This is a genomic window from Novosphingobium anseongense (assembly GCF_037482895.1).
GTDB lineage: Bacteria > Pseudomonadota > Alphaproteobacteria > Sphingomonadales > Sphingomonadaceae > Novosphingobium > Novosphingobium anseongense.
The window spans coordinates 39,149-52,367 of the sequence record NZ_JBBHJZ010000007.1 but is presented as its reverse complement, the minus strand read 5'-3'; the positions used below and the strand labels follow the sequence as shown (position 1 = coordinate 52,367).

The 13,219-nt window shown below is 63.1% G+C and carries 10 protein-coding genes; 9 read left to right on the top strand and 1 reads right to left on the bottom strand.

Annotation, left to right across the window (positions count from 1 at the left end; translation table 11 throughout):
* Positions 1–139: 139 nt before the first annotated feature.
* Positions 140–1,591 (bottom strand): DUF4403 family protein, encoded by a 1,452-nt coding sequence (locus WG901_RS22020; RefSeq protein ID WP_417603918.1) that lies wholly within the window; start codon positions 1,589–1,591, stop codon positions 140–142.
* 296 nt (positions 1,592–1,887) lie between these two features.
* Between WG901_RS22020 and WG901_RS22015 the strand changes: the two genes are divergently transcribed.
* Genes WG901_RS22015 through WG901_RS21975 form a run of 9 tightly spaced genes read left to right on the top strand, consistent with a single transcriptional unit; the run spans position 1,888 to position 12,438 of the window.
* Complete coding sequence (locus tag WG901_RS22015) at positions 1,888–3,879, top strand: methyl-accepting chemotaxis protein (protein WP_339589285.1); 1,992 nt, start codon at positions 1,888–1,890, stop codon at positions 3,877–3,879.
* 5 nt (positions 3,880–3,884) lie between these two features.
* Entirely contained in the window at positions 3,885–5,291 is a 1,407-nt protein-coding gene (locus WG901_RS22010; protein WP_339589284.1) for a chemotaxis protein CheW, read from the top strand.
* Complete coding sequence (gene cheB, locus WG901_RS22005; protein ID WP_339589283.1) at positions 5,288–6,370, top strand: chemotaxis-specific protein-glutamate methyltransferase CheB; 1,083 nt, start codon at positions 5,288–5,290, stop codon at positions 6,368–6,370. Before WG901_RS22010 ends, cheB begins: the two co-directional genes overlap by 4 nt.
* Positions 6,310–7,218 carry a CheR family methyltransferase gene (locus tag WG901_RS22000; protein WP_339589282.1) on the top strand — a complete coding sequence of 303 codons (909 nt, stop codon included), beginning with the start codon at positions 6,310–6,312 and terminating at the stop codon, positions 7,216–7,218. Before cheB ends, WG901_RS22000 begins: the two co-directional genes overlap by 61 nt.
* Entirely contained in the window at positions 7,218–9,161 is a 1,944-nt protein-coding gene (locus WG901_RS21995) for a chemotaxis protein CheA (protein WP_339589281.1), read from the top strand. The genes WG901_RS22000 and WG901_RS21995 overlap by 1 nt, the downstream gene beginning before the upstream one ends.
* Positions 9,158–9,418: a hypothetical protein gene (locus WG901_RS21990; RefSeq protein ID WP_339589280.1), complete on the top strand. Its 261-nt coding sequence runs from the start codon at positions 9,158–9,160 to the stop codon at positions 9,416–9,418. The genes WG901_RS21995 and WG901_RS21990 overlap by 4 nt, the downstream gene beginning before the upstream one ends.
* Before the next feature lie 56 nt (positions 9,419–9,474).
* Positions 9,475–9,858, top strand: coding sequence for a response regulator (locus WG901_RS21985; protein ID WP_339589279.1), 384 nt, complete (start codon positions 9,475–9,477; stop codon positions 9,856–9,858).
* Positions 9,858–10,505: a chemotaxis protein CheX gene (locus WG901_RS21980; RefSeq protein WP_339589278.1), complete on the top strand. Its 648-nt coding sequence runs from the start codon at positions 9,858–9,860 to the stop codon at positions 10,503–10,505. Before WG901_RS21985 ends, WG901_RS21980 begins: the two co-directional genes overlap by 1 nt.
* Complete coding sequence (locus WG901_RS21975; RefSeq protein ID WP_339589277.1) at positions 10,498–12,438, top strand: PAS domain-containing protein; 1,941 nt, start codon at positions 10,498–10,500, stop codon at positions 12,436–12,438. The genes WG901_RS21980 and WG901_RS21975 overlap by 8 nt, the downstream gene beginning before the upstream one ends.
* Positions 12,439–13,219: the final 781 nt, after the last annotated feature.

Genomic DNA, 13,219 nt, shown 5'->3' with positions numbered 1-13,219 from the left:
GATCACCCGTGCCTGCACGTCGCCGGACGCGCTGCGCCCTCGGACAGTCTGCGTAGCGCCCAGCCGCTTCGCGTGCCGGTCCCCTGCCTTGACGATGCGCGGAAGGTCCCCGACGCGGATCGCCTCGGTGCCTGGCAGCCTATCGAGGCGCGGGCCTGAAGTTGACGAGCGCAGTGCCTTCGATGTCGACTGGCAAGTACAGCCCCTGACCGTAGGCAGCGATGCGTCCCGTCGAGAAGCGATCGATACGTGCGCGTATGACGAACCGCCCCGCCTCCTTGTTCTCGATTGCATGCCGAACCTTTCCGAGCAGATCATTCAGGTCCCGGCTGAAGTTCTGCGTGAGAGAGCCCGCTATCGCGTTCGATACGGCGCTGTTCTGGCCGAGCGCCAGCAGCATGTCTCCTCCGACACCGTTCGTATCGCCGGTGATGGCGAGATCCTCAAAGCGCACGAGCGCCGAGTTCGCGTCGTTGCTCGGCCGGGCGCTCAGCCAAATGCGGCCCTGGGTTTTGCTGACATTCCCCGACCTTTGGGAAGCCACGATCATCACCCCCACGACGATCCGGTTTGCGCGGGTGCCATAGACTTCGACTTTCTCGAACGTCGCATCGACCTCGCCGATTCCAGGCAGGACGAAGGGCTCGCGCGCGCGCTTTTGCAATGCGCGCAAGATGACCGGTTCCAGTTCGCGATAGTCGGCAACCACCGGGACGTGGAAGCGAAGACGGCCATCGCCTTCGAGCGGCGATACGGCCGGGAGCGGGGAGATCGCCGGATCGGCGGGCCGGGTGCCGACGAAGGTTTCGGTGAGCGCGTCCAAACCCAGGTTGAGGCGCAATTTCTGCCCCTGGAACTCATAGCCACCGTAGTGGAGCCGCTGTGGTGTCAGGCGCATCCAAACCGGCGGCCGCTGTCGATTGAGCTCGATAACGGTGAAGCCCTGCCGCCAGAGCGCATCGACCTGCGCCCGGACGTTCATGCGCCTCAACTCCTGCGGAAGCGTCTGCTCGAGCCGGCGGATGACGGGGGCGAGGCGCTCGTCAGCCTTCTCGGTGAACGAAATCCTCTTTCCCAGGAAATCTATCCCTGGGGCGTTCACCCAGTCGTGGTCGAGGCTCACCGTTGCGGCCGGTGACCAATCAGGCTTGAATGCCAGCCTGATCCTCGCGTGGACGACGGCCGAGCCCGTTGCGGTCTTGCCCTTGAGAATGCCGCCGACATCATAGGCACCAATCCTCGCGGCGACTGGAATATCTGCAACGATGTCCTGGCCAGCGCCACGCAGCCTGATCGCGCCGCGCGTGACCGCGCCACGGATCGTACAACTGATGGGGGGCGTCACCTTCAGCTTGCGGCCGAAGACTTTTACGCCTTGCGGGGCGATGCAGCGGTCCGAATGCTGCTCTATCGCCCAAAGCTGACGCGGCAGGGCGCTTTCGACCAGGCGAGCCAGGGAATTCGTATCGACCTCGATCGGCACCGCTAGAAGCGAGGAAACTTTCGGTGAGGGCACTGGCTCATCGGACCGAGGCGGCGCTCCGCTACCCCGGGGCGCACAGCCAGCCGGCGCAAGCGCAAGCAAGGCCACACTGACGATTGCGATCACGCCGGCGCTGCGCCCCTTAGCCCAGCGAGGATGCAAGCGTGACTGAATTGGTCTGTCTCCCGCGCGATATCACATCGGCAATCGCGAAATGCGCCTGGCCCGGGAGCGTTCCAAAACAAGAGGGTGCGGATGGACAGCAACCGAATTTCGACGTGAGAGGCGGCAAACCTCTGCGATCGGAGGAGTGCCGCAAGGATCGCCACGGATCGCGTATCTATCGCGATCGGCAACCCGCCTTGGTGCCACGCCTGTCCTCTGGCCCATGCCTTGAGACAGCAATGGCGCTGGCCTCCATGCAGGGCTTGGCCTACAGCCGCGACGTTGCTGTTTCGGAACGAGAAATCATCATGGCGCTTGTCAAGAAAACGACCCTCGTTTCCCGAAACAAACCAGCGTCGGGTGCGACCGCTCAGGGCGCCGAATCGCTAAAGGTTCAGGCTGCTCCAAGACGACGCGTGGCGGTCCCCTCGACAACTGCGATCGAGAAGATCGACCAGGCGACCCAGGAACTTTCCAGCGGCCTTGCCGAAGCGGCTGCTGCCTCGGCCGAACTTCAACGCGCTGTCGATACGATTTCGAGCGGGGCCGAGGAAGCCGCGGGCGCCGCCCAGGAATCCCTGGGCCTTATCGGTTCGTTGAGCACCAGTTTTCGTGAAGCACGAGAACGCGCGGAAACCGCGCGACGACAGGCAGAGGTGGTTCAGGCATCGTTCGCCGAAATCGGCAGTCAGATCGACAGCTCGATCGCTGCGATCGAACTGACGGCTCAGCGTCAGCTTTCGACCGTCGAGCTAACCGCAGTTCTCGTTTCCACCGCCGAGTATATCGGTGAGATCGGCACGAGCGTTGCCCATATTTCCGATCAGACGAGCTTGCTGGCACTCAACGCTACGATCGAGGCAGCGCGCGCGGGTCACAGCGGCGCCGGCTTCGCCGTCGTGGCCGACGAAATCCGGGCGCTTGCCGAATCGTCGGAGGGCGATGCCCGTGACATCCAGGATCTCGCGTCGGGCATCGCGAGCGACGTCAGAACCATCGCGGACCAGGTTGCCTCAGCTTCCGAGATCGCGGGCTCCGAAGCGAAAGCTGGCAGAGACGTGGTCGAGCAGCTCAAAGCATCGCGCGCCGATCTGGTGCACCTGGGCAAGGGACTTCAGGAAATTCTGGCCACCGCGCTCGAAGCCGAAAGTGCGATGCGCGAGGCGGAACGCGGCGCAGAACAGGTCGCCAGCGCAGCCGAAGAGCAGTCGGCAGCCGCGGCCGAAGCGCAGCAGGCGATCGAACAGCAAAGCGCGTCGCTCGATCAGAGCCAGCAGACGGCCGAATCGCTCGGGACGCTGACCCAGCAGTTGCAAGAGAGCGAAGGCAGTTCAAAGGCGGTAGAAGAGGTAGCCGCGGCAGCCGAAGAGCTCTCCGCAACCGTACAGGAATTGTCGGGTGCGTCGGGGCAAATTCTCGTGGCGCTCGAGCAGATCGGTCGCGGCACGCAGATCCAGGCGTCGGCGACATTGCAGGCCAACAGCGCAATGTCGCAGATCGAAAAGTCGGCCGAACTCGCGCAGGGCCGCGCCGCGTCCGCAGCCGATCAGATCGGCGAAATCGTCGGCTCGGTCAGCGAAGGTCTAAGGACGATCGAGCGCCTTGCCGAGGGGATCGAAAGCTCGCTTGGCTCGGTGAACGCTGTTCTGGATCTGCTTGCCGCGCTCAACACGAAGAGCCGCCGGATCGAGAAAATCACTGACAGTCTGGCGCTGGTGTCCGTTCAGACGAACATGCTCGCGGTGAGCGGCGCCGTGGAGGCAACCCGGTCCGGCGAGGCGGGACGCGGTTTCGCCACGGTCTCGAGCGACATCCGCAAATTGTCGCGTGATGCGGCCGCGAACGCGGAACGCGCGAAAGATTCCATCCGCGTCGTCCAAGACCAGATCGTCGCCGTCCGTCGGGACCTCGATCAGATCGTCGGTGCTTCGGAGTCCGAGATCGCGCGCAACCGCGCGCTCATCGACCGGTTCGGCGTCGTTGCCGCGGATCTGGGGATCGCACAGGCGATGAACGAAGAGATCGCCTCGGGCGCCGAGGATATCTTGCGTTCGGTCCGCGAGATCCGCAGCGGGACTAGCCAGATCGCCGACGCGGCCGAGCTCGCTTCGGGCGCGTCGCGCGAAGCGGCCACCGCGGCGCGGCAGCAGGCACAGGCATCCGAAGAGCTGGCCGCGGCCATCGAAGAGATCGCATCGATCGCCGCCACGCTCGTGAAGCCAGGCAACTGAAACACTTGGAAAATTCATCTGCCTTCAGCGACGCGATGCTGAGCTTCCGCATCGACGGCCAGACTTTCGCGCTGAAGACCGATTTGGTGCGCGAAGTTGCCACGATGCCGAAGATCACGCGCGTCCCGCAAGCGCCTGAAAGCATTCTCGGCCTCGCGAATTTGCGCGGTTCGGTAATCACAGTTTTGTCCGTGGCGCGCCTTCTTCACCGCCCCCAGGGCATTCCCACCAGGATCATCGTAGTCGATGCCGGGGAACGACTCGGCCTGGCAGTGGACGATACCCGCCAGATCGTGGCGGCAGATCAGAGCTCAGATGCGATCGAGATCGACATCGAGAAGCTGCTCGGCCAAGCCATGCCAGCCAGAACCGAGCGATCGGCGCGAGGAGGCGGTGGCGGCCGCGCCTCGCGTGACGAGACGCCCGACGAGATAGAGACGATCGCGCTCGTGGCTTTCGCGATCGGCGACCAGGACTTTGCAATGCCGCTGGCAGCGGTCGAAGAAGTCCTGCGGATGCCTGCCGAAATTGCGGTCATGCCCGATGCGGACGAAGTCGTGATCGGCAGCGCCGCGGTGCGCGGAGAGCTGTTGCCCATTCTCTCCCTGCGCGCCCTGCTCGCCCTCCCCGCGCAGAGCCAGGAGACACGCGCCCGCCTGCTCGTGGTGCGGATCGGGGTCCACCGTGTCGGCCTCCTCGTCGACGAAATGCGCTCGATCCTTCGCGTGCCCGAGACGATGATCGATGCTGTCCCCCAGGTCCTGTCGCGTGGACAGGCAGAAGCTCGAATTCAGGCGATATGCCGCATGAAGGATGGCGAGCGGCTCGTTTCCGTGCTCGCGGCCGACGCCCTGTTGCGCGACGACATCACGGCCCGGCTGCTCAACGGCGGCTCTGCAGAGCAAGGCATTATGGCGCAAAACGAGGTCGAAGCCGACAGTGAGCAGTTCCTGATTTTCCGGATCGGGGAAGAGGAGTTCGGCCTGCCGATCAGCGCTGTTGAGGAAGTGGCGCTATTGCCGGCCAAGCTCACTCCGGTACCCAAGTCGCCAGCTTTCGTCCTGGGGGTGATGAACCTGCGCGGCCAAGTCATCCCGGTCATCGACCAGGCACAGCGCTTTGGCGCGGCGACTGCGAAGGCAGGCCGGCGCCGTGTGATCATCGCGCGCGTAGGCGAACTGCAGGCCGGGTTCATAGTAGATGCGGTTTCAGAAGTCGTTCGCGTTCCGGCAAGCGCACTTCGCCCGGCGCCCGAGTTCGGCAACGAAGAAACGCGTGTGTTCGAGCAGGTCGCCAACCTGGCAGATGAACAGCGCCTCATCCTGATCGTCGATCCGCGCGAATTGCTCGATCGTGCCGAGCAGGACTTTTTGCAGGCGCTCGGCAGGAAGGGTGCAAAGGGCGTCCCGTGATCAGGCTCTTGGTGGTCGACGATTCGCCCCTGATGCGGCGTCTTCTGACGCAGATATTCATGGCAGAGGGCGACTTTGCGATCAGCGTTGCTCGCAGCGGCGCCGAGGCAATCGAGATGCTGACGCAAGTTGCCCCCGACGTTGTCACGCTCGATATCAACATGCCGGGCATGGACGGGCTCGCCTGCCTTGATCGGATCATGGTCACCCGGCCCTGCCCGGTCGTGATGCTATCCTCGATGACGGCAGCGGGCGCCGACGAGACGCTCGAGGCCATGGCGCTGGGCGCGATCGATTTTGTCGCCAAGCCCAAGGGTGCGGTCTCGCTCGAGATCGATGCGCTGGCGCCTGAGCTGATCGAGAAGGTTCGGGCCGCTGCGGCCGCCCGCATCCCGCAAACCCTGCGCCTGCGCGACCGCGTCAGGGCCCGCTCGGCAAGCACCATCAAGAAGCCGAAAAGCACGACGAGCCGACCGCCGACAGCGACACCAATCAAGCGGGCCGATACGGGCATCGTCGTGGTTGGATCCTCGACCGGAGGACCGCCTGCGCTCGACAGGCTGCTGGGCGATCTGCCTGGCGACTTTCCGTGGCCGATCGTCGTGGCGCAGCATATGCCAGCCAGCTTCACCGGCCCGCTTGCGCGCCGCCTCGACAAGCTCTGCGCGCTCGGCGTGCGCGAGGTTACCCGCACCACGCCACTCGAGCCGGGACATGCCTATATCGGCAAAGGTGACGCGGATCTCATTCTGTCGCGACGCAGTGACTCCCTGGTCGTAATTCCAGCGCCGTCCAGTCCCGCACATTTCTGGCACCCGAGCGTTGACCGCCTGATGGAGAGCGCAATCCGACATGTTTCTGCGCAAGGTTTGATCGGCGTGCTGCTGACGGGCATGGGGTCGGATGGCGCAGCGGCAATGAACCAATTGAGGGGACTGGGAGGCTACACGATCGCTGAAGCAGCCGAAACCGCGGTGGTTTGGGGCATGCCGGGATCGCTCGTGGCGCTTGACGGTGCTTGCGCCGTACATCCTCTCGACCAGATAGCCGGCGCGCTAATGGCGCTCGTCGGCCGGTGAGCGGAAAGGACGAACCTCGAGCAACGCATCCCGCGCTAACCGACAAGGAAATCGCCCAGGTCGGGCGCCTGATCTACCGCTGGACCGGAATGATTTTCGGCGAGAACAAGCGCTACTACATCGAGCGGCGAATAGGCGAGCGAATGGCGCGCAGCCGCATGGCGGACGTTGCCACCTATCTGGGATTCGCCGGTTCGCATCTCGACGAGCGCGAAGCGCTGATCAATGCCTTCACGATCAACGAGACCTATTTCTACCGTGAGGAGCACCAGCTTCAGGCGCTGAGTGCGCAAATCCTGCCCGAAATCGTTCGATCGAAACGTCCGGGCGATGCCGTGCGGATCTGGTCGATGCCGTGCTCGACCGGCGAGGAAGGTTATTCGATCGCGATCTGGCTGCTGGAGAACTGGTCGATGGTCGACGCCTATAATGTCGAGATCGTCGGGTCCGATGTCGACACGGCAGCATTGCGGCATGCGCGAGAAGGTCGTTTCGGAACGCGCTCGCTTGCCCGGCTGCCAGCCAAGGTGGTCGACGCCTACTTCGAGGGGGAGCGCGGTCATCGCCGCAAGATCATCGATGACTTGCGCGAATCCGTTCGATTTGCACCGGCCAATATCGTCGATCGTGCCAGCCTCGCCGCGCTCGGCCGCTTCGATGTCATCCTTTGCCGTAATCTGCTGATCTACTTTGACGACGAGGCCCGCCGCCTTGCCGTGAGCAATCTGTATCACAGTCTCAATCCCGGCGGATTCATATGCCTGGGTCACAGCGAGTCGATGACGCGGATAACCGACCTGTTCGAGCTTGTTCGCCTCGAAGGCGCAATCGTCTATCGTAAGCCGTGATGGACGAGCTGCTTGAACAGTTTCTGATCGAAAGCCGCGACCTGATCGCGGCGGCTTCGCGCGATTTCGCGTCGCTTGCTCGAAATCCGCATGGGACCGGCTCGATCGACAGCGCCTTTCGCGCGATCCACACGCTCAAGGGATCTGTCGCGATCTTCGACATGGGTCCAGCCGAGCAGGTTTTGCACGCCGCCGAGGACATTCTCGAACGCGCGCGGAAGGGGACGGCCGAGCTCGACGAAGCGACCGTCGCCTCGCTCGTGGCCTGCCTTGACCAAGTCGATCGATGGGTGGACGAAATCGAGAAGGCAGGCGCGCTGCTCCCCCAGGCGTCCGACCTCGCCGGCCAATTGGTCAGTGGTCTCACCGAGGCCTCGCCGTCGACGCCCGCGGCGGGCCCAATCGCTGAGGCGGCGAACGAGACGTGGGTGGCTGACCTGCTCGCGCGCGAAGCGGCCGCCCTTGCCGGTCCGAACCAGGCGCTCACCGCGTTTCGCTACACGCCTGACGCCGACAGCTTTTTTCGCGGTGACGATCCTCTCGCAGTCGTCGCTGCCGTCCCGGACCTCCTTTCGCTCGCGATTTTGCCCGTGCAAGGCAAATGGCCCGTCGCGGCGGACTTCGAGCCTTTCGTCTGCCTCTCGGTGCTCGAGGGCATAAGCGCGGCGCCGCGCGACAGGGTCGCTGCTGCCTTTCGCCTGATGCCTGACCAAGTGGCGTTTGCAGTCCTCGATCAAAGCTCCGAACAGACAATCGGTCAGAACACCGAGCACGAGGTTCGCGGCAATCGGATACTGCGCGTCGACAGCGAGCGCGTCGATGCGCTCGGCGATGCCCTTGGCGAACTGCTCGTCGCGCTGAACGGCGTGGCACCGCTCGCGGACCACGCGGCGACGTTCGACCGCAGCCTGGCAGGAAAGATACGATCGGTGCAAGCCGATCTGGAGAGAGCCGCGAGCGATCTTCGCACGTCGGTCAATGCCGTGCGGGCCGTACGTCTCGAACCCACGCTCCGACGCGTTCCGCGTCTCGTGCGCGAAATCGCCGAGAGCCTGGGAAAGACGGTCCATTTTGAGATTACCGGCCAGGACATCGAGATCGACAAGCAGATCGCCGATGGCCTGTTCGAACCGCTGCTCCATCTCGTGCGAAACGCCATCGACCACGGGATCGAATGCGGCAACGAGAGGGAGGCTTGCGGCAAGCCCATGGTGGGCCGGGTTTCATTGGACTTTCACCGCGAAGGCGATGCGGTACTCGCGCTTCTGCGCGACGATGGCGCGGGCATGGATCCTGAGCGCATTCGCAAGGTTGCTTCCGAGCGCGGCGTCCTTAGCCCGGAGGCCGCCGAGGCGCTCTCGGACGCTGCTGCGATTCGCCTCATTTTCGCGCCAGGATTCTCGACGGCCGAGACCGTGACGGAATTGTCTGGCCGCGGGGTCGGTATGAATGCCGTGGAAACCGCCGTGGAAGCCTTGCGCGGGACTATCGGCGTCGAGAGCGCGCTCGGTGCCGGCACCACCATCACCATGCGCTTTCCCGCAAATGCGCTCACGCAGCGCCTTCTGGTGATCGAAGCTGGAGGAGAGCGGTACGGTATCTCGCTCGACCAGATCGTCGAGACAGTCGGCGTGGACAATGACAGGTTGCTGCCTGTCGGTAGCGGTTTTGCCTGTGTTCTTCACGGTCGCACGGTGCCCGTCCTTAGTCTCGCAGGCCTCCTGGGCGGCAGGGATCGGGATCAGGCGATCGCGAAGCTGGTCGTCACCCGGTCGGGGGGCGAAGCCGTAGCCTTGCGCGTTGATGGCTTTGGTGAACGCATCGACACGCTGGTGCGCAGGCCGACCGGCATGCTTTCCTCGGTACCCGGCGTTACGGGATCGGCTCTTCTTGCAGACGGCGGGGTGCTCCTCGTCCTCGACCTGCCGGAGCTGGCGGCATGAGCGTGCGGATCGAAAAGGGCGTCGTCTATCTCGAAGGCCGCTGCATGGCAGAAGATGCCGAGTTGCTCCTCGTGGCGATCCAGGAAAATCCGCAAATGCGGGTCGACATCGCAGGCATGCTGCGGGCGCATATGGCGGTCGTGCAGGTGCTTCTTGCGTTCAGGCCGACAATCGTGGGAGAGGCCTCCGACAAATTCCTGTCGCGGCACGTTTTCGGCCCGTTATTCCTGGGCGACAAAATGCCCAAACCTGCCTAGCAAGACCGGACTCGATGGCTCCTGGCCATGAAGAGTTTGGCCGTTTGGAGTCGCCCATGCCCGTTACCGTTCTCATCGTCGACGACAGCAAACTGGCGAGGATCGTGGCCGGCAAGGCGCTGGCAGAGCTGCAGCCGGAATGGAAGAAGATCGAGGCAAGCGGCGCTGACGAGGCGATCGAGAAACTCAAGAGTGAGACGGCCGATATTGCCCTCATCGATTTCAACATGGAGCCAAGGGACGGCCTGGAACTGGCGAGCGAACTGCGTGTTTTGCGCCCCGATATGCCAATCGCGATAATCACAGCGAATATCCAGGACGAGATCATCGCCCGTGCGCGCCAGGTTGGCGCGGCTTTCGTCGCAAAACCGGTCACCGCCGATGCGCTCGAGGGTTTCCTTTCCGGAGCGGCCCTTCGCTTGCGCTCACAGCAAAACTGATGGGCCAGGAATTCGAGGCAATCGTCGGACTCGAGCGCGACGCTCTAACCGAGATCATGAACATCGGCGTCAGCCGCGCGGCTTCCAACCTGCGCAAGATGATCGGCGACCAGGTCCATCTGTCGGTTCCCTCGATTGAGGTCGTCAACCAACGTCGGGCGGCACGATTGATCAGCGAGCGCGAGATCAGCGAGCTCATCGCCGTGCGCCAAGACTTCAACGGACCATTCTCGGGCCGGGCTCTGCTAATCTTCCCCGAGACGAACAGCCTTGAACTGGTCAGGGCCGTGACCGGCGATGCGCTCTCGGCGGACGAGGTGCTCGAAATGGAAAACGAGGCGCTTGCCGAGACTGGCAACATCATACTCAACTCGTGCCTCGCCACGATGGCCAACATGCTCAAGCGTTCGCTGACCATGACCATTCCCGAGATTCTTCGCGGATCGGGCGAGAGTTTGTTTGAAGTCACCGACGAAACCCCGGCCGAGGGGCTCGTGCTGTTCCTGTACATCGACTTCGCGGTCCGGAGGCGAGACATCCGCGGCTACATCGCGATGATGATGGACATCCCATCGTTGGAAATCCTGCGCGAGCTCTTGGCAGAATTCATAGCCCGCGTCGTGGGCGACGACGGCGCAGATGCCTAGTTCGAACGAGATCCGATCGCTCATCGCCGCTACCGGAGCGAGCGGAACGTGGGATTGGGACGTTCCCACCGACACGCTCCGTGCCGATGGACACTTCGCCGAACTGTACGGCATCGATCCGGATCAGGCGCTCGGCGGGGTGCCGTCCCGGACGTTTTTCCAGGCTATTCATGCTGACGATCGCGCCCGCATAAAAATTGCGGTGGCTGGAATTCTGGCCGGAGCGGAGCTGTTCTCCAAAGAATTTCGCGTAGCGGCCCCCGATGGTTCGATCTTGTGGATGCATGCACGCGGGCAAAGTCACCGGGACGAGGCGGACAACGTTGTCCGCTTCTCGGGCGTCCTTGTCGACGTGACCGAAAGGAAGCGTACCGAGGAGCGACTGTGGATCGCGCAGACCGCAGGCGGGGTCGGCACGTTCGAATACATCGATGGCTTTGCAACGGCGATGGTATCCGAGGAGTTCTGTCGGCTGCTCGGGCTTCATCCGACATCGAGCTTGCCGATCCAGACGATCAATGGCGTGGTGCAGCAGGGTCAGCCCCAGCTGATCCCCGACGGGCGCAGCACCACGACGCCCGAAAGTTTGGAAGGCGTGTTTGGGATCGTTCGCAACGACGATGGCGCCTGTCGATGGATTGCGCGCCGCGGGGAAATCTTGCGCGAGGGATCCGGCCACCGGCTCATAGGCGTGATCTACGACGTGACCACGGCAAAGCAGCAGGAAGCCGAGCTACGTCGCTTGAACGACACGCTCGAAGCGCGCGTCCAAGAGGAGCTGGAAACGCGTCGGCACGCCGAGGATGCGCTGCGTCAGGCGCAGAAGATGGAGGCCGTCGGGCAGCTGACCGGCGGCGTTGCCCACGATTTCAACAACCTGTTGATGGCCATCTCAAGCAGTCTGATCCTGCTCAAGAAGCGGGTACCCGAGGATCCTCAGCTTTATCGGATGATCGACAACGCGCTCCAGGGAACCCAGCGAGGGGCCGCACTGACACAGCGTATGCTCGCCTTTGCCCGGCGCCAGGATCTCGTGCCTGAACCGGTGAATATTTCTGCTTTGGTCGAAGGCATAAAAGGGCTGCTCGAGCATACGCTTGGTCCATCGTGGGCGATACAGCTCGAGTTTCCCCACGACCTGCCGGCCGTGGTGGCAGACGCCAATCAGCTTGAGATGGCTATACTGAACCTTTCGGTGAACGCCCGTGACGCGATGACCAATGGTGGTGTGATCCGCATCACGGCCGAGCAGAAGAGCGTCCAAGACGGTGAAATTCCGGATCTCGGCGCGGGCAACTATCTCAGGGTTTCGGTCATCGATGGCGGCGCGGGAATGGATCTGGCGACACTCGAACGCGCGACCGAACCGTTCTTCACGACCAAAGGCATAGGCAAAGGCACGGGCCTTGGCCTGTCGATGATCGACGGCCTTGCCAAACAGCTCCACGGGACCTTCACTCTGACGAGCATTCTTGGAAGCGGGACCACGGCATCGCTCTGGTTGCCTGCTTCCGATGAGGAGGCCGCGTCGCCGGCGGCGCCTTCGCTGACCGGAACGCACGATCCCGCTTGCCCGCTAAAGATAATCGCGGTCGATGACGACGCCTTGATCCTGATGAATACGGTCGATCTGCTGGTTGACCTGGGACACGAGGTCTTTGAGGCGAGCTCGGGTGAAACGGCCCTCGAACTCCTGAGGGAACATCCCGACGTGGATCTCCTGATCACCGATCAGGCGATGCCCCACATGACCGGAACTCAGCTCGTCGAGCAGGCCGTGAAAAACAATGCTGCTCTCGCGGTCATTCTGGCGACAGGCTATGGCGAGGTGCCACATGGATTTGGCGCGAAGATCGTCAAGCTCGGCAAGCCGTTCGATCAAGAAGATTTGGCCAAGGCCGTGTCCAGGGCTTTGCAGCTTTCGAGAAACTGACTGCCACCTCGGCCTCTGTCGCCAAGGCACCTGAGCCTTAACCCGATCGACGACAGAACGTGAAGACACGCAATCAGCAAATTTCCGCCTGAAGCCGGCAGATGTTTGGTCGTTGACGGCTGCTTGTCGCAGATTCGGGCGGCCGAGCTTGAGCGCGTGGGGATCGTTCAATCCCGCAGTTCAAAATCCGCGCCGACCAGGAGATCACCGCCGTCGTCCCGGGAAGCTCTATGGGAATTCCAGACAATGTCAGGAGGCGAACGTCGCAAAGTGCTGTTGACGACCTGGATCGCGCGTGAACTCGACCAAGACGACAAGATTGGCGCGCCAGGCATTCCTTCGAGATGGAGCGTCCCTTGCATGCTCAACGCGCCAACGGCCAGCGCGGCGCCGGACTGCGACAGCTTCGAATGGTCGCGGCCAAAGACTAACCATGGCTTCCATCACGCAAGGCGCATGAGAAAGGCGCCTGGCCGATTAAGAAACGATTGAATGTTTTCAGATAGATCGGTGCCATGGGAGGACGAATTTCGATACGGCGGCATGCAGCCGCGCGCGATTGGGCTCGCACGGTAAGACCGTGGTGGCGGCCCGCGCGCGAATTCGTCCCCTGGCGGTGGACCTGATCGGTGGTCTGGGGTCGCACTTCATCGACGAGTGACAAGGGCAGTTGGCCCGCACTCGCCAATCGCCTCGACGCAATCGCCGGTGCGGCAACGACGGGCGCGCCCTACGCTCGCATCGAAGCTGGAATCCGGACAATCGAGGAACGCGAGGTCCC